The sequence below is a fragment of the Nocardioides sp. Z38_18 genome, assembly GCF_058215695.1.
On the sequence record NZ_JBZAJE010000002.1, the window covers coordinates 1206956 to 1231575 of the forward strand.

General features: G+C 70.8%; 25 protein-coding genes. 9 read left to right on the forward strand and 16 right to left on the reverse strand.

Going from position 1 to position 24620, the window contains the following annotated elements; all coding sequences use genetic code 11:
* The first annotated feature begins 169 nt into the window (after positions 1-169).
* From AC4BGC_RS16925 to AC4BGC_RS16940, 4 genes are read left to right on the forward strand one after another with little or no spacing between them, the layout of a single operon-like run.
* Positions 170-1153 (forward strand): iron-siderophore ABC transporter substrate-binding protein, encoded by a 984-nt coding sequence (locus AC4BGC_RS16925; protein ID WP_490556792.1) that lies wholly within the window; start codon positions 170-172, stop codon positions 1151-1153.
* Positions 1146-2207, forward strand: a complete 1062-nt coding sequence (locus AC4BGC_RS16930; RefSeq protein ID WP_490556793.1) for a FecCD family ABC transporter permease — start codon at positions 1146-1148, stop codon at positions 2205-2207. Before AC4BGC_RS16925 ends, AC4BGC_RS16930 begins: the two co-directional genes overlap by 8 nt.
* Positions 2204-3238 carry a FecCD family ABC transporter permease gene (locus AC4BGC_RS16935; protein ID WP_490556795.1) on the forward strand — a complete coding sequence of 345 codons (1035 nt, stop codon included), beginning with the start codon at positions 2204-2206 and terminating at the stop codon, positions 3236-3238. Before AC4BGC_RS16930 ends, AC4BGC_RS16935 begins: the two co-directional genes overlap by 4 nt.
* Positions 3235-4047 carry an ABC transporter ATP-binding protein gene (locus AC4BGC_RS16940; RefSeq protein WP_490556797.1) on the forward strand — a complete coding sequence of 271 codons (813 nt, stop codon included), beginning with the start codon at positions 3235-3237 and terminating at the stop codon, positions 4045-4047. Before AC4BGC_RS16935 ends, AC4BGC_RS16940 begins: the two co-directional genes overlap by 4 nt.
* Positions 4048-4063: 16 nt before the next feature.
* Here AC4BGC_RS16940 and AC4BGC_RS16945 read toward each other — a convergent pair whose 3' ends face one another.
* Positions 4064-5116 (reverse strand): LacI family DNA-binding transcriptional regulator, encoded by a 1053-nt coding sequence (locus tag AC4BGC_RS16945; protein ID WP_490556799.1) that lies wholly within the window; start codon positions 5114-5116, stop codon positions 4064-4066.
* A 31-nt stretch (positions 5117-5147) separates the two neighbouring features.
* Here AC4BGC_RS16945 and AC4BGC_RS16950 point away from each other — a divergent pair, with 31 nt between their 5' ends.
* From AC4BGC_RS16950 to AC4BGC_RS16960, 3 genes are all read left to right on the forward strand, one after another.
* A complete protein-coding gene (locus tag AC4BGC_RS16950; RefSeq protein WP_490556801.1) occupies positions 5148-6314 on the forward strand; it encodes an MFS transporter in 1167 nt (388 codons plus the stop codon).
* A gap of 80 nt (positions 6315-6394) precedes the next feature.
* The gene (locus AC4BGC_RS16955; protein ID WP_490547264.1) at positions 6395-6877 is read left to right on the forward strand and encodes a hypothetical protein; all 483 of its coding nucleotides are present in this window, start codon (positions 6395-6397) and stop codon (positions 6875-6877) included.
* 2 nt (positions 6878-6879) lie between these two features.
* Positions 6880-7347 carry an OsmC family protein gene (locus tag AC4BGC_RS16960; RefSeq protein ID WP_490556803.1) on the forward strand — a complete coding sequence of 156 codons (468 nt, stop codon included), beginning with the start codon at positions 6880-6882 and terminating at the stop codon, positions 7345-7347.
* A gap of 16 nt (positions 7348-7363) precedes the next feature.
* Here the strand turns inward: AC4BGC_RS16960 and AC4BGC_RS16965 are convergent, their stop codons facing one another.
* Positions 7364-8311: a class II glutamine amidotransferase gene (locus AC4BGC_RS16965; protein WP_490556804.1), complete on the reverse strand. Its 948-nt coding sequence runs from the start codon at positions 8309-8311 to the stop codon at positions 7364-7366.
* Positions 8312-8533: 222 nt separating this feature from the next.
* On the opposite strand from AC4BGC_RS16965, the gene AC4BGC_RS16970 reads away from it, so the two are divergent.
* Positions 8534-9580 (forward strand): alcohol dehydrogenase catalytic domain-containing protein, encoded by a 1047-nt coding sequence (locus tag AC4BGC_RS16970; protein WP_490556805.1) that lies wholly within the window; start codon positions 8534-8536, stop codon positions 9578-9580.
* A gap of 29 nt (positions 9581-9609) precedes the next feature.
* Positions 9610-10005: a (R)-mandelonitrile lyase gene (locus AC4BGC_RS16975; protein WP_490556806.1), complete on the forward strand. Its 396-nt coding sequence runs from the start codon at positions 9610-9612 to the stop codon at positions 10003-10005.
* Here AC4BGC_RS16975 and AC4BGC_RS16980 read toward each other — a convergent pair.
* The 14 genes from AC4BGC_RS16980 to AC4BGC_RS17045 form a co-directional block, all read right to left on the reverse strand.
* Positions 10002-10787 carry a crotonase/enoyl-CoA hydratase family protein gene (locus AC4BGC_RS16980; RefSeq protein WP_490556808.1) on the reverse strand — a complete coding sequence of 262 codons (786 nt, stop codon included), beginning with the start codon at positions 10785-10787 and terminating at the stop codon, positions 10002-10004. The genes AC4BGC_RS16975 and AC4BGC_RS16980 overlap by 4 nt on opposite strands.
* Positions 10784-11590, reverse strand: coding sequence for an SDR family NAD(P)-dependent oxidoreductase (locus AC4BGC_RS16985; protein ID WP_490556809.1), 807 nt, complete (start codon positions 11588-11590; stop codon positions 10784-10786). The genes AC4BGC_RS16980 and AC4BGC_RS16985 overlap by 4 nt, the downstream gene beginning before the upstream one ends.
* A gap of 31 nt (positions 11591-11621) precedes the next feature.
* Entirely contained in the window at positions 11622-12599 is a 978-nt protein-coding gene (locus tag AC4BGC_RS16990; protein ID WP_490556810.1) for an NAD(P)H-quinone oxidoreductase, read from the reverse strand.
* On the reverse strand, positions 12599-13360 hold the full coding sequence (locus AC4BGC_RS16995) for an SDR family oxidoreductase (RefSeq protein ID WP_490547256.1): 762 nt from the start codon (positions 13358-13360) through the stop codon (positions 12599-12601). The genes AC4BGC_RS16990 and AC4BGC_RS16995 overlap by 1 nt, the downstream gene beginning before the upstream one ends.
* Positions 13357-15498 carry an acetate--CoA ligase family protein gene (locus AC4BGC_RS17000; protein WP_490556813.1) on the reverse strand — a complete coding sequence of 714 codons (2142 nt, stop codon included), beginning with the start codon at positions 15496-15498 and terminating at the stop codon, positions 13357-13359. The genes AC4BGC_RS16995 and AC4BGC_RS17000 overlap by 4 nt, the downstream gene beginning before the upstream one ends.
* Before the next feature lie 90 nt (positions 15499-15588).
* On the reverse strand, positions 15589-16332 hold the full coding sequence (locus tag AC4BGC_RS17005) for an ABC transporter ATP-binding protein (RefSeq protein ID WP_490556817.1): 744 nt from the start codon (positions 16330-16332) through the stop codon (positions 15589-15591).
* Positions 16319-18100: a branched-chain amino acid ABC transporter ATP-binding protein/permease gene (locus tag AC4BGC_RS17010; protein ID WP_490556819.1), complete on the reverse strand. Its 1782-nt coding sequence runs from the start codon at positions 18098-18100 to the stop codon at positions 16319-16321. The genes AC4BGC_RS17005 and AC4BGC_RS17010 overlap by 14 nt, the downstream gene beginning before the upstream one ends.
* An 11-nt stretch (positions 18101-18111) precedes the next feature.
* A complete protein-coding gene (locus tag AC4BGC_RS17015) occupies positions 18112-18996 on the reverse strand; it encodes a branched-chain amino acid ABC transporter permease (RefSeq protein WP_490547252.1) in 885 nt (294 codons plus the stop codon).
* Between the two features lie 25 nt (positions 18997-19021).
* Positions 19022-20248 carry an ABC transporter substrate-binding protein gene (locus AC4BGC_RS17020; RefSeq protein WP_490556821.1) on the reverse strand — a complete coding sequence of 409 codons (1227 nt, stop codon included), beginning with the start codon at positions 20246-20248 and terminating at the stop codon, positions 19022-19024.
* Positions 20249-20380: 132 nt separating this feature from the next.
* Positions 20381-21271: a cyclase family protein gene (locus tag AC4BGC_RS17025; RefSeq protein WP_490547250.1), complete on the reverse strand. Its 891-nt coding sequence runs from the start codon at positions 21269-21271 to the stop codon at positions 20381-20383.
* Between the two features lie 131 nt (positions 21272-21402).
* Positions 21403-22086: a FadR/GntR family transcriptional regulator gene (locus tag AC4BGC_RS17030; protein WP_490556823.1), complete on the reverse strand. Its 684-nt coding sequence runs from the start codon at positions 22084-22086 to the stop codon at positions 21403-21405.
* Positions 22087-22206: 120 nt separating this feature from the next.
* Positions 22207-23007 (reverse strand): SDR family NAD(P)-dependent oxidoreductase, encoded by an 801-nt coding sequence (locus AC4BGC_RS17035; protein ID WP_490556824.1) that lies wholly within the window; start codon positions 23005-23007, stop codon positions 22207-22209.
* A 58-nt stretch (positions 23008-23065) separates the two neighbouring features.
* Positions 23066-23824 carry an SDR family NAD(P)-dependent oxidoreductase gene (locus AC4BGC_RS17040; RefSeq protein ID WP_490556826.1) on the reverse strand — a complete coding sequence of 253 codons (759 nt, stop codon included), beginning with the start codon at positions 23822-23824 and terminating at the stop codon, positions 23066-23068.
* The gene (locus AC4BGC_RS17045; protein WP_490556827.1) at positions 23821-24600 is read right to left on the reverse strand and encodes an enoyl-CoA hydratase-related protein; all 780 of its coding nucleotides are present in this window, start codon (positions 24598-24600) and stop codon (positions 23821-23823) included. The genes AC4BGC_RS17040 and AC4BGC_RS17045 overlap by 4 nt, the downstream gene beginning before the upstream one ends.
* Positions 24601-24620: the final 20 nt, after the last annotated feature.

A 24620-nucleotide genomic window follows, 5' to 3' on the forward strand; every position in this document is an offset into this window, starting at 1 on the left:
GGGCCTCCTCTGAACACTGAATGAACTTAGGTTAGCCTCACCAACACCGAGTGATGTCTTCGCATCCTCCAGCTGCCTTCCCCCTCCTGTTCCGGGCGCTCTGCCGTCCGCTCGTACTGAAAGGCCCCCTGTGCGTTCACTCAACCTCCTGGCCGGCTCCCTCACAGCCATGGCCCTCGTCCTCAGCGGATGCGGCTCCTCGGAGAAGGACTCCGACGGTGGCGCCGCGAAGAGCGACTCCTCCGCCGAGTTCCCGATGACCATCAAGCACGCGCTCGGCACCACCACGATCGAGAAGAAGCCCAAGCGGGTCGCTGCGGTCAACTGGGCCAACCACGAGGTGCCCCTGGCCCTCGGCGTGGTGCCGGTCGGCATGGCGTCGGCCAACTTCGGTGATGACGACGGCGACGGCGTGCTCCCCTGGGTCAAGGACAAGCTCGAGGAGCTCGACGCGAAGACCCCGGTCCTCTTCGACGAGACCGACGGCATCGACTACGAGGCCGTGGCCGACACCGACCCCGACGTGATCCTCGCGTCGTACTCCGGCCTCACCAAGAAGGACTACGACACCCTGAGTGACATCGCCCCCGTCGTGGCCTACCCCGAGGCCCCGTGGTCGACGGAGTGGCGCGACATGATCCTGCAGAGCAGCAAGGCGATGGGCCTGGCCACCGAGGGCGAGGAGCTCGTCGCGGACCTCGAGAAGGAGATCGCCTCGACCGTTGCCGAGCGCTCTGAGCTCAAGGGCAAGAAGGCGATGTTCCTGACCCACGTCGACCCCGCCGACCTGAGCGAGGTCAGCTACTACACGACCCACGACACCCGGGCGAAGTTCTTCGAGGACCTCGGGCTGGGCACCCCCGGGAGCATCGCGACCGCCTCGGCGAAGACCGACGAGTTCTCCGGCACGCTCAGCTCCGAGCAGATCGACACCCTCGACGACGTCGAGGTGATCGTCACCTACGGCGACGAGAAGCTCGTCAAGACGCTCAAGTCCGACCCGCTCCTCTCCAAGATGCCCGCGGTCAAGAACGACGCCATCGTGCTGCTGCCCAACAACCCGCTGGGCACCGCCGCCAACCCGACGCCGCTCTCGATCTCCTACGTGCTCGAGGAGTACGTCACCATGCTGGCCGACGCGGCCGGTGCCTGAGGACACCACTGCGACCGTCGTCGCAACTGCTTCCGCCCCGGCTGCCGGCACCGCCCGGCATCCGGGGCGTAGGCATGCCCTCTGGCTGCTGGCCGGGATCGCCGTCCTGGCCGCCCTGATGGCTGTGTCCGTGGCCGTGGGCTCGCGCGAGGTCTCCTGGTCCGACATCGTCGGCGCACTCCTCGGGTCGAGCGAGACGCATGAGGAGGCCGCGGTGACCAAGCGGATCCCCCGCACGCTGCTCGCGGTCGCGGTCGGCGCAGCGCTCGGCCTGGCCGGTGCGGTGATGCAGGGCGTCACCCGCAACCCGCTGGCCGACCCAGGCATCCTCGGCGTCAACATGGGCGCCTCCCTCGCGGTCGTCACCGGCATCGCGTGGTTCGGCCTCTCCGCCCCGGCCAGCCAGGTGTGGGCCGCCATCGCGGGCGCGGCGCTGGCCGCTGTCTTCGTCTACGCCGTCGGGTCGTTGGGCCGTGGCGGCGCGACACCTCTCAAGCTCGCCCTCGCGGGCACCGCCACCTCCGCGGCGTTCGCGTCCTTCATCACCGCCGTGGTGCTCCCGCGCACCGACATCGCGGGCGGGGTGCGGTCCTGGCAGATCGGCGGCGTCGGCGGTGCGTCGTACGACTCCACCACGTTGGTGCTGCCGTTCCTGGCCGTCGGGTTCCTGGTCTCGATGGCCTCGGCCCGCGGGCTGAACTCCCTGGCCCTGGGCGACGAGGTTGCCGCCGGACTGGGCGAGCGGGTGGCACTCACCCGCGCAGCCGCCGCGATCGGGGCGGTGCTGCTGTGCGGGGCGGCCACGGCCGTTGCCGGACCGATCGGCTTCGTCGGCCTGGTGATCCCGCACCTGTGCCGCATGCTCATCGGCGTCGACCACCGGTGGCTGCTGCCGTTCTCGGCCATCGGCGGAGCGGCGCTGCTCACCGCCGCCGACGTCGTCGGTCGCATCGTCGCCCGGCCGAGCGAGATCGACGTCGGCATCATCACCGCGGTGATCGGCGCCCCGTTCTTCATCCACGTCGTACGCCGCAAGAAGGTGCGTGGCCTGTGAGCGTCCAGACCATCGAACGCGTCTCGCGGGGCCGGGTACGCCGCTCCGCCCGGCGCCGGGGCGTCCTGATCGTCCTGGCGGTGCTCGTCGCGGCCGTGTTCGTCACCAGCCTGATGGTGGGCCACACGTTCTACCCCATCGGCGACGTGCTCGCCGTCATCCAGGGCCAGGACGTGCCCGGGGCCTCGTTCACCGTGGGTCGGCTGCGGCTGCCGCGCGCGGTGCTCGCGCTGCTGGTCGGGCTCTGCTTCGGCCTCGGTGGCGTCACGTTCCAGACCATGCTGCGCAACCCGCTGGCCAGCCCCGACATCATCGGCATCAGCGCCGGGTCCAGTGCGGCTGCGGCCTTCGCCATCATCACCCTCGGCCTCTCCGGGACGGCCGTCTCGGTGGTGGCCATCGGCGCGGGCCTGGGCGTCGCGGTGCTGATCTACCTGCTCTCCTACCGTGACGGCGTCGCCGGCACCCGGCTGATCCTGATCGGCATCGGGATCGCCGCGATGCTGGACAGCGTGACGGCCTACGTGCTCAGCCGCGCCGCCGCCTGGGACCTCCAGGAGGCCACCCGCTGGCTGACCGGCAGCGTGAACGGTGCGCGGTGGGAGGAGGTGCTGCCCACGCTCCTGGCGCTGGTGGTGCTCGGTCCGATCCTGCTGAGCCGGGCCAGCGACCTCGAGATGCTGCAGCTCGGCGACGACACCGCCTCCGCGGTGGGCGTCCGGGTCGAGCTGACCCGGGTGATCGTCATCGTGGCTGCGGTGGGCCTGATCGCCTTCGCCACCGCGGCCGCCGGGCCGATCGCCTTCGTCGCGTTCCTCGCCGGGCCGATCGCGGCGCGGCTGGTGGGTCCGGGGGCGTCGCTGCTGGTGCCCTCGGCGCTCGTGGGTGCGCTGCTGGTGCTGGTGGCCGACCTGTGCGGCCAGTACGCGTTCGGCCACCGCTACCCGGCCGGTGTCATCACCGGCGTCCTCGGTGCGCCGTACCTCATCTACCTGATCGTCCGCACCAACCGCGCCGGAGGCTCGTTGTGACCGACCGCCACACTCTCACCGTCGAGAACCTCGAGCTGGGGTACGGCGACCGCACCGTCATCGAGCACCTCGACCTGGTCGTGCCGCCCGGCCAGGTGACCGCCATCGTCGGCGCCAACGCCTGCGGGAAGTCGACGCTGCTGCGCTCCATGTCCCGGCTGCTCCGCCCCCGCGAGGGTCAGGTGCTGCTCGACGGCGAGCAGGTCCACCGGCTGCCCGCCAAGCAGCTCGCCCGGACGCTCGGCCTGCTGCCGCAGACGCCGATCGCTCCGGAGGGCATCACCGTCAGCGACCTCGTCGGGCGCGGCCGCAACCCGCACCAGCGGCTGATGTCGCGGTGGAACGCCGAGGACGACGCCGCGGTGGCCGCGGCGCTCGACGCCACCGGCACCGAGGAGCTGGCCGACCGGCCGGTCGACGAGCTCTCCGGAGGTCAACGTCAGCGGGTGTGGATCGCGATGGCCTTGGCCCAGCAGACCGACGTCCTCCTGCTCGACGAGCCGACGACCCACCTCGACGTCAGCCACCAGGTCGAGGTGCTCGACCTGCTCACCGACCTCAACCAGAGCCGCGGCACCACCATCGTGATGGTCCTGCACGACCTCAACCTCGCCGCGAGGTACGCCGACCACCTGATCGCACTCGCCGGCGGTCGCCTGTACGCCGCCGGCGCCCCGGACGAGGTGTTCACCGAGAAGATGGTGAACGCGGTCTTCGGGCTCCCCTGCAGCGTGATCACCGATCCGCTCTCCGGACGCCCGCTGATGCTGCCGATCGGGCGCCACCGCGTCGAGGTCCCCGGCAGCTGAGCGTGGGGCTGAGAGGTCACCCGGGTCGACGCGTGCTGTCCCGGAGCACCACCGACCACTCCGGCTCGGGCACCTCGGCCCGGAGCCCGAGCGCCACCCGGGCGCAGGCCGACCCCTGCTCGCGCAGCGACTGCGCGACCGTGGTCAGGCCGGCCTCTGCGGCGGCGGGAAGGTCGTCGAAGCCGGTGACCGCGAGGTCCTCGGGGACGCGCAGCCCCAGCGACCGGGCCGCACGGAGTACGCCGATCGCCTGCTCGTCACTCATCGCCGCGATCGCATCGGGCGGCTCCTCGCTCGTGAGCAGCGCGCGAGCCGCGAACTCGGCCTCCTCGGCGCTGTTCCGGCCGCAGGCCGCCACCACCACGTCGCGCCAGGCGATCCCGGCCTCGAGTGCTGCGTCGCGGAAGCCCGCCAGCCGCTCCCGGGTGACCGGGAAGGTGACCTCGGCCAGGTCGGGGCCGGGCCCGACACCGGCCTCGCGGTCGCGGTCGAGGGGCTGGCTGAGCACGGCGGGGCGGCGGGACTCCGCGAACGCCACGGCACCGACGGCGCGGGCGGCCGCGCGGTTGTCGATGCTCACCGCCGGCAGCCCGGGTGGGCCGGCGCTGCCGTGCAGGACCGCGGCCCGCCGGGTGGCCCGGACCGCGGCCAGGACCGGGTCGTCGTCGGCCGTGGTCCACACGATGAACCCGTCGACCACGGCCTCGCTCACCCGGGCGACGTCGTGCTCGGCACCGGTGATCGGCACGATCAGCATGCCGGCCCCCTGTCCGGCGCACACCTCCGCGACGCCGGCGAGGAAGGAGACGGCCCCGGGGTCCTCGAACGCATAGCTGAGGTGCTCCCCCAGGACGACGCCGAGGGCGTTGGCCGAGCCCCGCCGCAGGGACCGCGCGCTGGGGTCGGGTCCGGCGTACCCCAGGCTCGCGGCCGCCTCCAGGACCCGGCCCCGTGACTGCGCGGAGACGCGACCGGGCTGGTTGTAGGTGTAGGAGGCGGTCATCACCGAGACCCCGGCGGCCTCGGCCACCTGCGCGAGGGTCACCCGGAGGGGCCGATCTCCAGCCATGCCCTGAGCCTACTGTGTAGCGTTACACAGCATGCCGGGGATCGTCCGTGACCGCCAGACCTGGGTGCTCTACGTCCTGCTCGCCTGGTTCGCCTTCCTGCAGGCCTCGCCGGGCCTGGTCGTCCCGCGTCTGCGCGACGAGCTCGACTTCAGCTATGCCGTCGGCGGCCTGCACGTCGCGGCGTTCGCGGCCGGCAGCACCGCGGCCGGGCTGTTCGCGGCGCGGCTGGAGCGAGCCCTGGGCCGCGCCCACCTGCTGTGGCTCGCCGCAGCGGTGCTGGCGCTCGGCGCCGTGGGGCTCACCCTCGGCTCGACGGCCCCGGCGACGATCGGCTCGATCATGGTGATGGGTGCGGGTGGCGGACTGGTGCTGGCGACTGTCCAGGCCGGGCTGGCCGACCATCACGGCGAACGGCGCAGCGTGGCGCTGGCCGAGGCCAACGTGGCGGCGGCGCTGTCCTACCTGGTGCTGGTCGGCGCCCTGTCCCTCGCGAGCGCCCTCGGGGTGGACTGGCGGGTGGCCCTGCTCGCCTCGCTGGTCGTGCCCGTCATGACCTGGGGCGCGAACCGGGGACTGCGGGTCGACGCCGCCCCGGCTGCCGCCGGCGACGAGCAGGGGCGGCTGCCGCCGGTGTTCTGGGTCGCGGTCGTGATGCTGATGTGCTCGGTGGCCGCGGAGTGGTGCGTCACCGCCTGGGGCGCGACGTTCGTCGAGGAGGTGGCGGGCTCCTCCCCGGAGACGGCGGTGGGGGCGATGGGCGGCTACTTCGCCGGGGTCGTCCTCGGCCGCGTGCTCGGCAGTCGCCTGGCCCGGCGGTACGACGCAGCCTCCCTGTTCGCCGGGGCGCTCGCCCTGACCCTGGTCGGGTTCGCGGTGCTGTGGCCCTCCAGCGGACCGGCCCAGGCGGCGGCGGGTCTGACCCTGCTGGGGATCGGCCTGGGCAACCTGTTCCCGATGGGACTCTCGGTCGCCGTCTCGCTGGCCCCCGGCCGGTCCACGGCCGCCAGCGGCCGGATCGTGCTGATGACCTCGGCGGCAATCCTGTTCGCGCCGCTGACGGTGGGCGCCCTGGCCGACGCGACCTCGCTCGAGGCAGCCCTCGGGGTCGTCCCGCTCACGGTCGTGCTCGCGGCGGTCGCCCTGGCCGTCGTACGCCGTGGACGGGAGGCTCCGGTCGGGTCGAGGACCGCAGGCTGAACGCGTCAACGGGTTCCCCTGTCTGGAACGCCTGACTATGGTCGAAGCAACGCTGTGCTTTCCCTACCGAGGAGTTCCCCGTGCACCCCACCCACATCCCGCTCCGTGTCGCGACCGGCGCGTTCATCCTCAACTCCGGCATCGGCAAGCTCGGCGCCGACGAAGGCACGGCCGAGTTCCTGCACAGCGCCGCCGCGCGGACCTACCCCGGGCTGTTCAAGGACATGCAGCCGCAGAGCTTCGCCCAGCTGCTCGCCTACAGCGAGATCGCCGTGGGCACCGCCCTGCTCGCCCCGATGGTGCCCTCCACCGTCGCCGGTGCCGCGCTGACCGGGTTCGGCGGCAGCCTGGTGCGGATGTACCTCAAGTCCCCCGGGATGACCCTCGACGACGGCATCCGCCCCACCCCGGACGGCATCGCCGTGGCCAAGGACGTGTGGCTCCTCGGTGCCGGCCTCACCCTGCTCACCCAGGGCATCTTCGGCGCCGCCAAGTCGGGTGTGAAGTCGGGCCTGAAGAGCTCGAAGAAGGCCGTGCGCAAGGCGACGCCCTCGATCGGCTGACGATGGATCACGGTTATGCACTGACCGTGACCTGGACCGGCAACAACGGGGAGGGCACCGCCTCCTACCGGGGCTACAGCCGCGCCCACACGGTCACCGCCGAGGGGCCGGGTGAGCTGCTGGGGTCCGCGGACCGCACCTTCCACGGCGACCGCGAGCGGTGGAACCCCGAGCAGCTGCTGGTCGCCTCGCTGGCGCAGTGCCACATGCTGTCCTACCTCCATGTGTGCGTGGAGGTAGGCGTCGTGGTGACCGAGTACGCCGACACGGCGACCGGATCGATGACGACCGACCCGGACGGCAGCGGACGGTTCACCGAGGTGGTACTGCACCCGCAGGTCACGGTCACCGACCCGGGCATGGTCGAGGCGGCCAAGGCGGCGCACCACCGTGCCAACCAGCTGTGCTTCATCGCCAACAGCGTCAACTTCCCGGTGCGCCACCGGCCGACCGTCCGGGTCCTCGACTGAACCCACCCCGCGGGCGCTACACCTTCAGCTTGTTCACGCGCTTGGAGATGCTGTCGCCCTTCCTCTCCAGGAAGACGATCTCCCCGAACTCCAGGCTCAGCCACTCGTCGGCCTCGGTCAGGGGCTCGGAGGCGAAGATGACCGCCGTCGCCTCGTCCTCGCCGCAGTCCTCGAAGTCGTACGTCGTCGCGTCCTCCTCGAAGTTGCGGCCCATCAGCAGGTACATCGGCTCAAGGAGCATGGCCAGGGCGTGGTCGTCACTGCCCGGCTCGGACTTCAGCAGCTCCTTCCAGTCCCCGGAAGGATCGGTCTCGCCCTGGTGCCCACACCCGAAGTTGACGCCGATGATGCGGTTCGGGGAGACCAGGGCCATCTTCAGCTTGGCCAGTGCTGCGAGGTCGAGCTTCTTCATCGCCTCGACGATGAGCCCGAGCATCTTCTCGAACGCACGCTGCACGTCCTCGTCGCTGTCACCCTCGAGCAGCGAGAGCAGCAGCATGTAGAGGAACTCGGTGTCGGTGGTGCCCCTCATCTGCGTGAGGTAGACGTCCTTGCAGTGCTGCAGCAGCTCTCGCTGCAGCTGGATCCAGTTCGGCAGGTCGCCGTTCTGGGCGACGATCCAGGGCGTCTCCTCGTAGGCGAACGGGTGACAGTTCTCGTCGGCCAGCACCGTGCCCGCGTTGTAGTCGGCTGCCCGCACGTGAGCGAGCAGCGTGCTGGCCTGGAGGCTCGGGATGATCCCCTCGGCGTTGTCGTCGTAGAAGGCAGCCATCGGCCGCCGGTAGCGGAACGGCGCCTCCTGCTTCAGCAGGTGCTCGCCCCAGGCCGCGAAGCCCCATCCGGCCAGCTGGAGCAGCGGGTGCCGCTCCGGGTCGAGGGTCTGGTTGACCAGGCTGTTCTCGGGCTTGAGCAGGAGGTTCTCGACTGGGATCTCCGGCCCGATGTAGGCGAGTACACGGCACATGGGTTTGCCTCACTGACGGGTCGTTGGGTGGAACGGGAGCCTTCGCCGCAGGGGCAGTCCTGCGCGAGGACGATCGGGTGCAGCATCGGCCGGCAACATTCCGGCCGCATGCAGCCTAGGGGCCGGCCTTTGATTTGCGTCGAACGGCTTCCTAACCTCGAAGAGGTGGGTCCGCCCGCCGGTGGCCCCTCATGGTCGAGCGACCGGAACGGGAGACCCACCATGAAGGCAGCCATCTTCCGGGGCAAGGGCCTGATCACCGTCGAGGAACGGCCCCGGCCGGCCATCGCGCAGCCGACCGACGCCGTCGTACGCGTGGTCCTGGCGTGCGTCTGCGGCTCCGACCTGTGGTTCTACCGCGGCATCTCCGAGATCCCGCACGGCTCGGTCGGCCATGAGTTCATCGGCGTGGTCGACGAGGTCGGTAGCGAGGTCAGCAACGTGGCCGTGGGCGACTTCGTGCTCTCACCGTTCTCGTGGAGCGACGGCACCTGCCGCAATTGCCGCCGCGGCTTCCACACCGCCTGCGTCAACGCGGGCTTCTTCGGCCAGGGTGGCGACGGCGACGGCGCCCAGGCCGAGTTCGTCCGGGTCCCACAGGCGGACGGCACCCTGGTGAAGATCCCCGGCGGCGACTTCTCCGAGGAGACGATGGCCTCGCTGCTCGCGCTGAGCGACGTGATGTGCACCGGCCACCACGCGGCCGTCAGCGCCGGGGTGAAGCCCGGCGACACGGTGGCGGTCGTCGGTGACGGGGCGGTCGGGCTGTGCGGCGTACTTTCCGCGCAATTGCTGGGCGCCGAGCGCATCATCATGCTCGGCAGCCCGTACGACGACCGGAACGCGCTCGCCCGGGAGTGGGGCGCGAGCGAGGTGATCACCGTCCGCGACCACGAGGCGGTCCAGGCGTTGCGGGACCTGACCGACGGGTACGGCGCGGACGCCGTGCTCGAGTGCGTGGGGACGATGGAGTCCACCGAGGCCGCGTTCGCCGTGGCTGGAGCCGGCGCCGTCGTGGGCCGGGTCGGGGTCCCGCACGGCACGATGGTCGACGCGGAGCGCACCTTCTTCCGCAGCGTCGGCATGCGCGGCGGCCCCGCTCCGGCACGGGCCTACCAGCCCGACCTGCTCTCCTCGGTCCTCGACGGCTCGATCGACCCGGGCAAGGTCTTCACCCTGACCACCGACCTCGACCACGTCGCCGAGGCGTACGCCGCGATGGACGACCGGACCACGATCAAGTCCCTGCTCCGGGTCAGCGACCGCTGACCCATGAAGTCCACCAGGAAGAAGGCACCATGAAGCTCGTCAAGAGCGGCGGCACCAGCACCCTGGGCCCGGCCGACTGGTTCACCGGCACCGTCTACATCGACGGCATCCGGTCCCCCGACGGCACCACCTCGATCAGCTGCGGGCACGTCCGGTTCACCCCCGGCGCCAGGACCGCCTGGCACACCCACCCGAAGGGCCAGACGCTCTACGTCACCGATGGCATCGGGTACGTCGGCGTACGCGGCGGCGAGGTCCAGGAGATCCGCCCCGGCGACGTGGTGCTGATCGAGCCCGGCGAGGAGCACTGGCACGGCGCCACCCCGGACCGGTTCATGGCCCACGTCGCCCTCAACGAGGCCGACGAAGCCGGCGAGATCGTCACCTGGCTCGAGCACGTGACGGAGGAGGAGTACGGCGCCTAACGCCCGCTCCAGCGCGGGGCGCGCCGCTCGACGAAGGCGCGGGCGCCCTCGGCCGCGTCCTCCGAGGTCCGGACGACCTGCATCAGCGGCTCCTGCGCGGCGAGCGCCTCGTCGAAGGCCAGCGTGCGGCTCTGCACCGCGATCTGCTTGGAGGCCTGGGTGCCGAGCGGGGCGTTGGCGGCCACGGCGGCGGCAAGGTCGAGACCCGCCTGCAACCCTTCTCCGGCGGCGACCAGCCGCGTGGCCAGACCCCAGCGCTCCGCCTCGACGGCCGGCATCCGCCGACCGGTGAGGATCAGGTCCAGGGCCACGTGGTGCGGGATCCGCTGCGGCAGCCGGATCGCCCCTCCCCCGCCGGCGGCGAGCCCGCGGGTCACCTCGGGGAGCCCGACCTCGCACCCCTCCTCCATCACGATCAGGTCGCAGGCGAGAGCGAGCTCGAAGCCTCCGCCGAGCGTGACGCCGTGCAGCACCGCGATGATCGGCTTGCTCGGTGGCGCCGCCACCATGCCCATCGCCCCGCGGCGCTCGGTGACCGGACGCTCCCCGGTGGCGCTGAACGCCTTGAGGTCCATGCCGGCACTGAAGTTGGCGCCCCGACCGTGCAGCACGGCGACGCTGAGGTCGTCGTCGGCCTCGAAGGCGTCGACGGCGGTCTCGATCGCGCGGGCGGTCGGCAGGTCGATCGCGTTGCGCACCGCTGGACGGTTGATCTCGATGCGCAGGACCCGGCCGTCGGCGACCGCCTCCACCGTGTCGGTGATCAGCACCGGGCGACTCATGCGAGCACCTCGAGCCGGCCGGACTCGGCGCCGATCACCGATCCGGAGACCCACGATGCGAGGTCGGTGCACAGGAAGTACACGACCCGGGCGATGTCGTCGGGGACCCCGTGCCGACCGAAGGGCATCAGGGGCGGACGGCCGTTGCCGTAGCCCGCCGCCGCGAGGTTGCCGGCGATCTCGTCGACCCCGGGGGTGGTCGTGAGCCCGGGGGCGACGCCGGTGACCCGGATGCCGCGGTCGCTGAGCTCCAGCGCGAGGCTCTTGGTCAGGCCTGTGAGCGCGTGCTTCGAGGCGGCGTACGCCATCGTGCCCTTCGAGACGCGCAGCCCCGAGGTCGAGACCACGTTGACGATGCTGCCGCCCGGCGCCATCCGGGCCGCGACCTCCCGCGTGACGACGAACGTGCCGATCACGTTGACCTCGAGCATCTGGCGCAGGTGCTCCGCGGTCGCGGTCAGCGGATCGCCGGTCGGCGTCAGGACGGCCGCGTTGTTGACCAGTACGTCGAGCGAGCCCTGCTCCGCCGCGGCGGCGACACCCGACCGGACCGACGCCTCGTCGGCGATGTCCATGGCGATCCCGGTGACCTGCTGCCCGGTCCGCTCGGCGATACGGCGAGCGGTGGACTCGGCGCCGTCACGGTCGGCGATCACGACCCGGGCACCGGCCTCGGCGAGACGGGCGGCGACGGCCTCCCCGATGCCGCGGGCGCCTCCGGTGACGAGGGCGCCCCGGCCGGCGAGGGAGGTGAGCCGGTCGAGTCCCAGCCCGCTCAGGTCAGGTGCGACGTAGGCGCTCATGTGGGTGTCCTCTCGGTGCGGGCTGGCCGGCTCACGGCACCAGCACGATCTTGCCGACGTGCTCGGAGGCCTCCAGGCGCGCGTGTGCGCGCGAGGCGTCGGCCAGCGGGATGAGGGAGTCGATGACGGGGCGGACCCGGCCGTCCGCGATCGCGGGGAGCACGTGGGTGGCGACCGCCTCGAGGATCTGCGCCTTCTCCTCCGCGGGACGCGGGCGGAGCAGTGAGCCCGTGAGCACGGCCCGCTTGCGCAGGACGTCGCGCAGGTCCAGGTCGGTGACCGACCCCGACTGCAGCCCGATCACGGCGACCCTGCCGCCGGTCGCCAGCGCCGCCACGTTGCGGGACAGGTAGTCGGCACCGAGGATGTCCAGGACGACGTCGACACCCCGGCCGCCCGTGTGCTCGTGCACGGCCGCGACGAAGTCCTCGGTGCGGTAGTCGATGCCCACGTCGGCGCCCAGCTCGTGGCAGACGCCGAGCTTCGCCGGCGACCCGGCGGTGACCAGGACGCGCGCGCCGAGCAGCTTGGCCATCTGGATCGCCGTGGTGCCGATCCCCGAGCCTCCGCCGTGGACCAGGAGGTGCTCACCGGAACGGAGGCCGACCAGGTCGACGAGGTTCGACCACACCGTCGCGAGGGCCTCGGGCAGCGCGGCGGCGGCCACGAGGTCCAGCGAGTCCGGCACGGCGAGCACGTGCGACTCGTGGACGGCCACCTGTTCGGCGTACCCCCCGTCGGTGAGCAGGGCGCACACGCGGTCGCCGACCTGCCAGCGACGCACGTCCGCCCCGGTCGCGACGACCGTCCCGGAGACCTCCAGGCCGGGGAACAGCGACCCGCCTGCCGAGGTCAGCGAGGCGCCGCGTCGCTGGACGGTGTCGGCGCGGTTCACGCCGGCCCCGGCGACCTGCACCAGGACCTGACCGGGGGCGAGGACCGGCTCGGGGACCTCGACCACCTCGAGGGTCGCCGTGTCCCCCTGGCCGGCGATGGCGATCGCCCGCATCAGCCCATCCTGCTGCCGCCGTTGACGTCGAAGGTCGCGCCGTTGACGAACGAGGCCTCCTCCGAGAGCAGGAACGCGGCCATCGCACCGATGTCCGCGGGTACGCCGAGCCGGCCCACGGGGATCGCGCGGCGCCAGGCGTCGTTGACCTCGTCGCTGACGCCCGCGGCCATCGGGGTCTCGATGCGCCCGGGCGTGATCGCGTTGGCGGTGATCCCGGACGGGCCGTACTCGTGCGCCACGGTCCGGGTCAGTCCGAGCAGTGCGGCCTTCGTGGCGCCGTAGTGCGCGCCGGCCACCCGGGCACCGGTGTGCGCTGCCTGCGACGAGAGCGTCACGATGCGGCCCCAGCCGCGCTCGCGCATCGGGTCGAGGACCGCCTGCAGGCCGTAGAAGGCGCCGGTGAGGTTGACCGCGAGGACGCGGTCCCACTCCTCGGCGGGGATGTCGCTGGTGAGCAGCTTCACGCCGTCGTGCTTGGGCGAGATCGCCGCGTTGTTGACCAGCGCGTCGACACCGCCGACCCACCGGTCGGCCTCGACGACGACCTCGGTCCAGTCCGTCTCGGACGACACGTCGGCCTGCACGGTCCGCAGGTGCGTGGAGTGCTCGGACCGGGTCGCCGCGAAGTCGGCGAGCGTCGCTTCGTCGATGTCGGTGGCCAGCACGTGCCAGCCGGCCTGGAGCAGGCTGTCGGCGATGCCGGCGCCGATGCCGGCGGCGGCGCCCGTGACCACTGCCGCCCGGGTCCGGGATGTCACTGCTGATCCCCGCTCCGCAGGGTGACCACGCCGTCGAGGGCCATCACGCCGCCGGAGGCGGTGATCACCAGCGGGTTGACGTCGATCGACGCCACCGCCGGCGAGATCTCCACGAAGGCCCGGGAGAACTCGCTGATGACCGCGGCCACGCGCTCCTCGTCCGCCACGGGCAGTCCCCGCGTGCCGCGCAGGAGCGCGACCCCGCTGAGGGAGGAGAGCATCCGACCCGCTTCGGCCGGGTCCACCGGGGCCGGTCGCATCGCGACGTCGCGGAGCACCTCGGTGAAGATGCCGCCGAGCCCGACCAGCACCACGGGCCCGAACGTCGGGTCGTGGGTCGCACCGAGGATCAGCTCGGCGCCGCCGGACACGGACTCCTGGACCACGACGCGACGCTCGGCCAGCTCCAGCCTCTCGGCGAGTGCCAGCACGTCGGCGGCGGCGGTCTCGACGGCGTCGAGGTCCCCGAGCCCGAGCTTCACCCCGCCGAGGTCCGACTTGTGCTCCACCTCGTCGGAGAGCAGCTTGAGCACCACGGGGAGTCCGATCTCGGCTGCCGCCGCGCGGGCCTCCGCCGGGCTTCTCGCCTCGACCTCCCGGGTCACCGGGACCCCGCACAGGGCGAGGACCTGCTTGCTCTCCATCTCGTCGAGCATCGAGACGCCCTCACCGGCCAGATCGCCCAGTCGGTCCCACATGGCCGCCAGCTCCGGCGTCGACGCGCTCGGCACGGGAGCCGGAGCCTCGGCGAGCGCCCAGTCGGCCAGGGCCGCAGCCGCGCGCATCGCGCGGACCGGGTCGGTGAACGTGGGCACACCGGCTGCGGACAGGATCCGGCGCGGGTTGCCCGAGCCGCCGACCCAGGCGACGAGGACCGGCTTGTCCGAGCGCTCGGCGACCTCGATGATCCGGTCGCACAACCCGGCTTCCTCCATCTCGAGGTTGCCGAGGAGCACGATCGCGATGTCCGTCTGGGGGTTGTCCAGGCAGAGCTGGAGGCCGTCGGTCAGGATCTGCTGGTCCGCGGCGATCGCCCCGGTGGTGTCGATCGGGTTGCCGACCGGAGCGTGCGCCGGGAGGATCGCCGCCATCCGGCCCTGCCACTCCGCGTCCCACTCGAACACGTCGAGACCCAGGTCCTCGGCGTAGTCGGTCATCAGCACGCCGGCGCCACCCGAGATCGTGATGATGCTGACGTTGCGGCCCCGCGGGATCCGGTCGGAGGCGAAGACCCGGCCGAAGTCGACCAGCTGCTCGACGTCCTCGGCGCGCTGGGCGCCGTACCGCTCCAGGATGCCGTCGAGGACCGCGTCGGAACCGGCCAGCGCGCCGGTGTGGGAGGCGGCGGCGACCGCACCGCGCGCGGAACGACCCACCTTCATCACCACGACGGGCACCCGCTTCTGCTGGGCCTTCTCGAGCCCCCGGCAGAAGGCGTCGCCGTCACGCACGCCCTCGACGTAGGCGAGCATCGCCCGGGTGGACCCTTCGTCCACCAGTCCCTCGATGAGCTCGCCGAGCGCCAGGTCGGCCTCGTTGCCGGTGCTGAAGAAGCGCCCGACGCCGAGGCCGTCGCTCTGGGCCATGTTCAGGACGAAGCCACCCATCGCCCCGCTCTGGGAGACGAAGGCGATGCCGTCGTCACGCAGGGCGAAGCGGTCCTGGTCCAGCCCTGTCATGAACGCGGTGGTGACGGCCTCGGCCGCCATCACCGCACCGACCGAGTTCGGCCCGAGGAACCGGACGCCTGCCCGCTCCGCGACGGCAGCGAGCTCGGCCTGCTCCTGCGCACCCTCGGCACCCACCTCGGCGTACCCGGCGGCGAAGACGATCGCGAACTTGATGCCCTTCGCGCCGCAGGAGGTGATCGCCGCGGGGACGGCGGCCTTCGGCAGCACGATCACGGCGACGTCGGGCACGCCGGGCAGGTCCTCGATCGAGGCGTACGCCGGCTCGCCCTGCACCGTGTCACGTCGCGGGTTGACCGGGTAGATCTCCCCCTTGTAGCCGTACTTGCGCAGGTAGCGCATCGTCCGGCCCGATGCCTTGCTGCCGTCGTCGGACGCCCCGACGATCGCGATCCCGGAGGCGTGCAGCAGCAGGCTGACCACCTCGGATGCCGTGCTTGCGGTACTCACATCGCCTCCAAGAGCTCGGCGCCCGTCTGGGCGCGCGGATCGTGAGCGACCCCGAAGGGGATCGCTCCCATGACATTGCTTGTGTGCGCCCTAGCGGGAATCGGCGGTGGACGAGGCGGCGGACGCCCCGCCCAACATCTCCCGGGTGATCTGCTCGACCCCGGTGACGTTCGCGATGTCCTCGTTGAACCCGATCTCGCCCTGCCGCATCACCATCACGCGGTCGGCGAAGCGCAGCGGCTGGTCGATCGACTGCTCGACCAGGAGGATCCCCATCCCCTCGTCGGTGCGGCGCTTGAGGAAGGTCAGGATCTCCGGCACCAGCGCGAGCGCGAGGCCCATCGAGGGTTCGTCGCAGAGCATGAACTTGGGACGCGCGACCCACGCCTGCACCAGGGCCAGCATCTGCTGCTGCCCTCCGGACAGGTCGCGTGCGGGCTGGCGGCGCTTCTGGCCGAGGATGTCGAAGACGCCGAAGGCCTCCTCGAAGATCTCCTGCTCGGTCCTGCGCTTCTTGCGGGGCAGGCTGATCTGGCCGAGCCGGATGTTGTCCTCGACGGAGGTCTCCGGGAAGACGCGGTGGCCCTGCATCACCAGCCGTACGCCGTGACGCGCGACCCGCTCGGGCGCCCAGCCGGCGATCGTCGTGCCCTCGGCCTCGACAGTGCCCGACTGCGGCTTGAGCAGGCCGGCGACCGTGCTCAGCAGCGTGGTCTTGCCGGCGCCGTTCGGGCCGAGCAACAGGGACAGCTGACCGGGTTCGATCTGCAACGAGACGTCCCGGAGCACTGTCATCCGGCCGTAGCCGGCACTGAGATCCTTAACCTGCAACATGGTCGACTCCGACGAAGAGGTGGGCGATGGTCGTGCTGTTGCGGAGCTCCGCCGGGGTGCCGGAGGCGATCACGCGGCCTGCGTCGACGACGCTGATCGTGTCCGCGATGTTCCAGACCAGGTCGAGGTCGTGCTCGACGAGGAGCACGGTGACCGAGGTGGTCTTGGCCACGTCGCGCAGCAGCTGACCGAACTCGCGACGCTCGCCGTGCGAGAGACCCGCGGCCGGCTCGTCCAGCGCGACGATGCTCGGTCCGGCGTGCAGTGCCCGGAGCACCTCGACGAAGCGACGCTGCCCGTGCGGGAGGATCCCGCTGTTCAGCGTGTCCCACTCGTCGGCGTAGGAGGCGAGCGCCTCCTCGAACCACTCGATCTGGCGGGCCGATGTGCGGCCGCAGTCGATGTTCTCCCACACCGAGAGCGAGTCCAGGACGCGTGGCTGCTGGAAGGTGCGTCCGAGCCCGAGCCGGGCACGGGCGCTGGACGACATCTTGGTGATGTCGCGGCCCTCGAGCTCGACCGTTCCGCTGTCGACCGAGATCAGGCCCGAGATCGCGTTGAGCAGGGTCGTCTTCCCCGAGCCGTTGGGCCCGACGATCGCGTGCACGGTGCCGCGCTTGACGGTCATGGAGGCACCGTCGAGCGCCTTCACCGACCCGAAGCTGCGCCGTACGTCGTCGACCACGAGCAACGTGGAGTCGTCACCGTCCTGCGAGGCCTCGGTCGCCGGGGGCGCCGCCGCGAGGATCGGAGCGAGGGAGATCAGGTTCCTGTTCCGGTCGTCCGAGCGCTTCGAGAGCCGCTTCACCAGCCGGTCGAGGCCACCGGCGATCCCTTCCGGCATCAGCAGCATCACGACGATGACGAGCGTGCCGTAGATGAGCAGGCGGTAGTCGAGCAGGCCGGCGAGCAGGTGGTCCGGCACGACGTAGAGAAGGATGACACCCAGGATCGGGCCGAGCACCTTGCCGGGGCCGCCGACGATGACGACGAAGTACAGCATCACCGACAGCGCGATGGTGAAGGAGCCCGCGCCGACGTACTGGATGACGCCGACGTAGCAGACGCCGGCCACGGACGCGGCGAAGGAAGACAGCGCGAACGCCTGCAGGCGGAGCTGCCCGGGACGCAGGCCGACCGTCTCGGCGGCCTCGGCACTCTCGCCGGCCAGCAGCATGGCTCGGCCCAACCGGGACGACCGGAGGATCGCGGCGCAGAAGATCGAGACCACGGCCAGGACGGTCACGCCGATCGTCAGCCAGTTCAGCGAACCCACGATCGGGTCGTTGATCCCGGTGAGGAAGACGTTGACACCGGTGAGTGCCTGGGTCTGGTCCTTGAACTTGATGATCAGGTCCGGCAGCGCCAAGGCGCCTGCCAGGGTGACGAATCCCAGGTAGAAGCTCTGCACCCGCAGTGAGGGCAGCGCCATCAGCATGCCGGTCGCCATGCCCGCGACCAGCCCCAGGACGGCGGAGACGGGCAGCGACATCTCCCAGACCCCGTTGCCGAGGGCCGTGACGTACGCCGCGACCCCGAGCACCGCTCCCTGTCCGAACGACATCTGCTCCGCCTGTGAGCGCAGCACGTCGAGCCCGACGGCCGCGATCACGTAGACGGCGGCGAGGAGCATCGCCTGCTGCCAGAAGAGGTTCCCCATCAGGGTCGGCACCAGGGTGGCGGCGCTGATCAGCACCGACCCGACGACCAGGTCCCTGCGCAGCTCACGACGGATCCAACGCCGTGGGCTCGCTTGCTTCGTTGTCATCGCTACCTCGCCTATACCCGACGGGCGTGGGGACGCCCGAAGATTCCCTGGGGCCGGAGAAGCAGGACCGCGACGATGACGGCCAGAGCCGTGACCACCTGCATCCCGCCGCCCAGCTCGAATGAGACGTACATCATCAGGACGCCGAACAGCGGCCCGGCGATCAGTGCGCCCTTGTTGTTCCCGATGCCGCCGATCACGGCGACGATGAACCCGAAGATGACGTAGTTCGTGCCGCTGCTGCCCGAGAGCTCCACGGCGCTTCCGCCGACGAACCCGGCCACGGCCGTGATGGCGGCCGCGATGCCGAACGCCAGCATCTGGAACCGCAGAGTCGGTACGCCGGCGGCCCGAGCCGCGTCGACGTCCTGACTGAGGGCATTGAGCGCCACGCCGCTGAGGAACGAGCGCTGGTACCAGCGCAACCCCGCCCACACGGCCACCGCGCAGACCAGCAGCACCGGGTAGACCCCGGGGACCCGACCGTCGGGGAGCGGCACGAACCCGAAGTAGTTGGGCACGGTGACCACCTGTGGCCCGATCCAGAGCGTGATCAGGGCACCCATCACGATCGAGGCGGCAATGGTCGTTGCCACCCATGAATGGCTACCGCCGTCGCGCCGCATCGGCGCCAGCGTGATCAGGCCTTGGATCACCCCCACCACGGCTGTCGCCACGACGGCGGCGACGAGCGTGAAGTACCACTGCGGCGACGAGAGCCCGGCACCGTCCGGCATCCAGAGGTAGGTGCAGACACCGGCCGTGATCAGCAGGTGACCCTGGGCGAAGTTGAGCACCCCTGTCGCGTTGTACGCCAAGTTGAGGCTCATGGCGACCAGCGCGTACAGGGAGCCAACTCCCACGCCGCGGATCACGATGACCAGAAGATCGTTCATCGCAGTGGTTCCCTCACGTCTCTGATCAGCAGCCGTCGATGCGCTGGGAGATCCCCGGCGCGACCTCTTCACCCGCGTTGACCAGAGTCAGCGAGCTGGGGTCCATCAGGAACCGGCTGTCCTCGCTCAACGCGTAGGCGTTGTGCACGAGCGGCTGGTCCTTCGCGGCCTCGGTCTGGTTCTTGGCCAGCCAGTCCGTGACCTTCTTCGCGTCCATCGAGTCCGACCCCTCGATGCCGGCCTTCAGCAGCCACAGGGCGTCGCGGAAGGAGGCGATGTTGTCGAAGGCGGCACCCTTGGTGCGCTTCTCGCCATAGGTCTTCTTGACCTCGGCGATGAAGTCGGTGGCCTCCTTGCGAACGTCCTCGGGCGAGCAGGCGCTGAACGCCGGCCACGTGACGGAGGAGAAGTTCTTGTAGGCGTCGGGACCGGCGACGGACTTGGCCTGCCCCGAGTAGGTCGTCGAGTAGCTGCCGATGACCGGGACGTCCAGGTTGGCGTCGCGCATCGCCTGCACGAACAGGCCGGCGTCGTGGCCGGTCTGGGGGAAGACGAGGACGACGTCGGGGTTGCCCTTCTTCAGGGTCAGCACCTGCGAGCTGAGGTCGGTGACCGGGATGTCGTACTCCTGGCCGGCGACCAGCTCGACTCCCTTGGCCTTGAGCTGCCGCTCGATCGCCCCACGGCCTTCCTTGCCCTGGGTGGCGGAGTAGCTGATCACGGCGACCCGCTTGGCGTTGTGCTTGCTCACCGCGTAGTCGACCATCTTCTCGCCCTGGTGCTCGGCGTTGAGCAGCATGCCGAAGGAGTACGGCGCGACCTTCGGGTTCATCTTGCTGCCGGCACCGTTGATCGAGGGGATGTTGGCGCGGGTGAGAGACGGCAGCGTCGCCAGCGTCTCGTCGCTGGTCATCGGTCCGACGACGAGGTCGACCTTGTCCTCGTTGATGAGGCGGTTCATGGCCGTCACGGCCTTGGCCGGGTCCAGCTCCGTGTCGACGAAGACGGCCTTCACCTTGCGGCCGTCGATGCCACCGTCCGCGTTGATCTGCTTCACGGAGAGCTCGACGCCCATCCGGTCCCAGTCCGCGGTACCGGCCGCAGGACCCGTGATCCCGAGAGGGACCCCGACCTTGATCGGTCCGGACGAATCGCTGCTGCCATCGCTGTTGCCACAGGCCGCGGTCGCGGCAAGCAGCACCAGTCCGGTGGCCAGGGTCGCGCACCGCTTCGAACGAGCGTAAAAGGTCATGCCTGCCTCTTCTCGGCTAATCATTGCTATCTAAGTGATCCTTGCTAGGTATCCTGCCCGTGATCGCGGTCACAGGTCAAGTACCGAGACGAACTTCCGTGGAAAGTCCGGAAATCAGGTGGCTGCGCGGCGCTAGCGCAGGGCCAGGGCGTTGGCCGGAGAGCCGATGCCGCCCTTGAGGTTCCAGGGCGCGGAGACCAGCAGGCTGTCCCAGCGACCCTCCGCGGCGCAGTCCTCGGCGAGGGCGTCCAGCCACCACATCTCGCCCCAGGGCATCCCGAGGCGGACCAGCGTCCGGTGGTGGAGCAGCTCGGACCCCAGCGGCATCGACTCGACGCTGATGTTGTCCGCGGCGGCCGCGCTGATCCCGTTGTCCCAGAGGTACTCGGCCATCTCGGCGCAGGCCTCGAGGCCGGGCGAGTCGTGCCGGGTGCGCACGTCGTGCCGCTCCTCGGTGCTCGCGGCGAGGTAGCCGGTCCACCAGCCGGTGCGCAGCAGCAGTACGTCGCCCTCGCGCCACTCCACACCCTGCGCCAGGCGAGCGTCGTCGAGCTCACGCACCGAGATCGGTCGGGAGGTGTGCCAGTGCAGCTCCTCCCCACGGCCGCGCAGGAAGCGCTCGACGTCGACGAGCACACCGCGCCCGGCGATCCCTCGGCGCGCCCAGTTCTCGATGCCGAGGCGCTCGGGTGGCAGGTGGTTGTAGGACCCGATCTCGGGGTCGCTGATGTGCAGGAAACCGTCCCACTGCGACGAGCTCTGCGGGTAGAAGTGGTCGACCCAGTCGTCGCGGTTGCCCATCTTGGTGCGGAAGACGTGGTGCTCGAACGGCTGGCGGTCGAACAGGGGAGGGTCCGGGAGCTCCATCGGAGCGTTCAGGCTGAAGACCTTCCCGGTCCGCACCGATGCCGCAGCGGAGGCCACGGCCTCCGGGGTCTGGCGGTTCAGCGTCCCGAGGACGTCGTCGTCACCGAAGACGCCGCGGGCGTCGCCGGCAGGAAGGTCGCGGTAGGGCACGTTCATGGCAGGTATTCACCTCTGGAAAAGGGGCGTACGGCGTCGCGGACGCCCTCGCAGCCAAGCGGTGCGAGAAGGGTCGCGAGACCGATCGCCGAGGGTGGTTCGGTCGCTTGCCGCCCGAGGGCGGCGGGGGTTCACCGCAAGCGGGTGTCGTGCTTCCCCGGAATCGTCGGGGAACCGTCGAGATCGTTGTCGCGCAGGTACTGGTCGTAGGTCGCGAGGTGGCGGCGCATCGCCTCGTCCGCGGCCTGCGCATCACGAGCCACGACCGCCTTGGCGATCTCGACGTGGTCGTGGGTGCCGCCGTCCGGCAGCTCGAACTCGATCAGGTCGTAGTGGTAGTGACCGGCGGCCGAGTCGTGCAGGGCCTTGAGCGTCATCTGGAAGACCTTGTTGCCGCAGGCTGCGGTGAGCAGCGCGTGGAACTCGGCCAGGCGTACCGCGTCGTAGTCGCCGTTGGCGATCTTGGCGATCTCCTTCAGCTGGGCATCCGTCGCGTTGAGCGCCGCGAGGTGCGCCACTCGAGGCTCCACGAGCGAGCGGAAGGCCGAGGCCTCCCCGAGCGTGGTGTCGCTGAACCGGAACAGCATCGCCATCGCGTCGCTGACCTGCGTGATGTCCGTGTGCCGGACGAAGATGCCGCCCGTCGGTCCCCGCCTGATCTCGACCAGGCCGTCGCGCTCCAGCAGGCGCAGCGCTTCGCGGACCGTGACCCGGCCGAGGCCGTAGTGCTCCATCAGCTCGGTCTCGTTGGGCAGCCGCGTGCCCACCGGCAACCGGTGGAAGAGGATTCGCTCGCGGATCTCCGAAACGATCACGTCCGATGCCTTCGGAATCCGCACTCGATTCGTGGCCATGCCGCTCGCTCCTTGTCGCGCCGTACGACGCAGGATCCTGCCGCGTGGCGCCCCGTCGAGATGTTGTCCGGACCGGGGGACTCATACCAGGAGGTCCACCGGGTACGGGAACCTTACGCCCACGCCTCCGTCGATCAAGACGGACTGACCGTTGACGTGCGAGGACAGCTCGGTGGCCAGGAAGGAGATCGGGCCGGCGACGTCGCTCGCCTCGCCGAGGCGACCGGTGGGCGTGTTCGCCGCGAAGACGGCTCGGTTGTCCTCTCCGATGGCGGAGCCCATCCGCTCGGTCCAGATGACGCCCGGAGCCACGGCGTTGACGCGGACGCCCTTCGGTCCCAGCTCGACGGCAGCGGTCTTCACCAGCGACATCAGGGCGGCCTTGTGGGCGCCGTACGCCCCGTGGTGCTGGGTGCCGTACGTCGAGCTGATCGACGCCACGAACACCATGGTGCCGCCCCCGGCCGCGGCCAACGCGGCTCCGCCGAGCTCGACGACCAGCACCGCGTGGCGCAGGTTGATCCGCTCGCTGCGGGCCCACATCTCGTCGGTGTGCTCGTCGAGGTTGCCGAACGCCGCCATGCCGATGATGTCGACGATGCTTCCCAGCGGGTGCTCGTGCTCGGCTGCCGCCGCAAGGATCTCCTTGACCCCGTCGCGCTCACAGGCGTCCGCGACGACTGCCGTGCCACCGACCTCCCGCGCGACCGCCTCTGCACGCTCGCGGTCGAGGTCGACGCAGATCACGCTCGCGCCGACCTGGGCCAGCGCGTGGACCGCCTGACGGCCGATTCCGTTGCCGGCTCCGATGACGATCACGCAGGTGTTGGCCAGGGAGGCCTTCGCTACATAGTCGGCGATGGGGCTGTTGTCGAGGCTCACGCTCGTCCTGCTTTCATCAGTGGTGTGTCGGGTCCCGGAACGTCTCCGCGACCGGCGTTCAGTAGGTGGTCCGGCCGCCGCTGGCGTCGATGACGGACGCGGTGGTGAAGGAGCAGCGCGGGCTCGCGGCCCAGCGGATGATCTCGGCGACCTCCTCGGGCTCGCCGATGCGTCCCATCGGGATCTTCGCCGCGAGCCGCTTGATGTGCTCCGGCGTCGTGCGCATGGCGAGCGGCGTACGGATCACGCCGGGCGTGACCGCGTTGGCGATCACGCCGCTGCCGGCGAGCTCCTTGCCGAGCGACTTGGTCATGCCGATGGCCGCCGCCTTGGCAGAGGAGTAGGCGCTGCTGCCGGTGTTGCCTTCCTTGCCCGCGACGCTCGCCACGTTGACGATCCGGCCGTAGCCCCGCTCCAGCATCGCCGGGACGAAAGCCCGGCACATCAGGTAGGTGCCGAACAGGTTGACCCGCCACATCTTCTCGAAGATCTCGGGCGGGGTCTCCCACAGCTTCATCGCCTCGGCGTTGACACCGGCGTTGTTGACCAGGATGTCGACGCGCCCGAGCTCGGCGAGCAGGGTCTCGGCCAGCGCGTCGACGCTCTCCTGCGAGGAGATGTCGACGAGCTCGCTGCGGACGTCGTACCCGGCCTCGGTCAGGTCCTGCACGGCGTTGCGGGACGCCTCGGGGTCGCGATCGACGATCACCACGCGGGCGCCGTCCTCGCAGAGGAGGCGTACGGCGGCCAGGCCGATCCCGCTCGCGCCGCCGGTGACGACGGCGACCTGCTCGGCGAGCAGCTTCGGCTCGCTCATGACCAGGTCCACTGGGGCTCGCGCTTCTCGAGGTAGGCGCTCATCGCCTCGCGCGAGTCGTTGAGGTGCCCGAGCCGGTTCGTGTAGTCCCACTCGGTGCGGTACTGCCGCTCGATCTCGTCGCCCTCGATGCGGACGAGCGACTCCTTGGCCATCCGGATCGCGAGCGGGCTCTTGGACGCGATCTCCGCGGCGAGCTCCTGGGCGACGCTCAGCGCCTGGCCGTCGGGGACGACCTCCTCGACGGCGCCGAGACGGTGCATGTCCGCGGCGGTCACGGGCCGGCCGGTGAACATCATCATCCGGGCCTTGCGCGGTCCGAGCAGGTTCATCGCCTTGCTGCCGCCACCGAGCAGGCCGACGTTGATCTCGGTCAGGGCGAAGGTCGCGCGCTCGGCGGCGATGATGAGGTCGCAGACCCCGATCAGCCCGAAGCCGGCACCGATCGCGGGCCGCTCGACGGCTGCGATGACCGGCACGGCCGCGTGCCGGATGACGTGCTGCGTCGCGCGCCACTGCCACCCGGGGTTGGTCAGCGCCTGCAGCGAGTCGCCGGCCGCGCCCTTGGCCGAGACCTCCTTGAGGTCGATGCCTCCGCAGAAGGCGCGGTCGCCGGCCGCCGCCAGCACGACGGCACCGACGCTCTTGTCCTCGGCGAGGCCGGCGAAGAAGGAGGACAGCTCACGCTGCATCTCCAGGGTCACTGCGTTCACGGGTGGGCGGTCGAGGGTGACCGTGACCACCCGGTCCTGCTGCTCGATCACGAGCGTGTTCATGCAGTCCTCTTTCGGTCTGT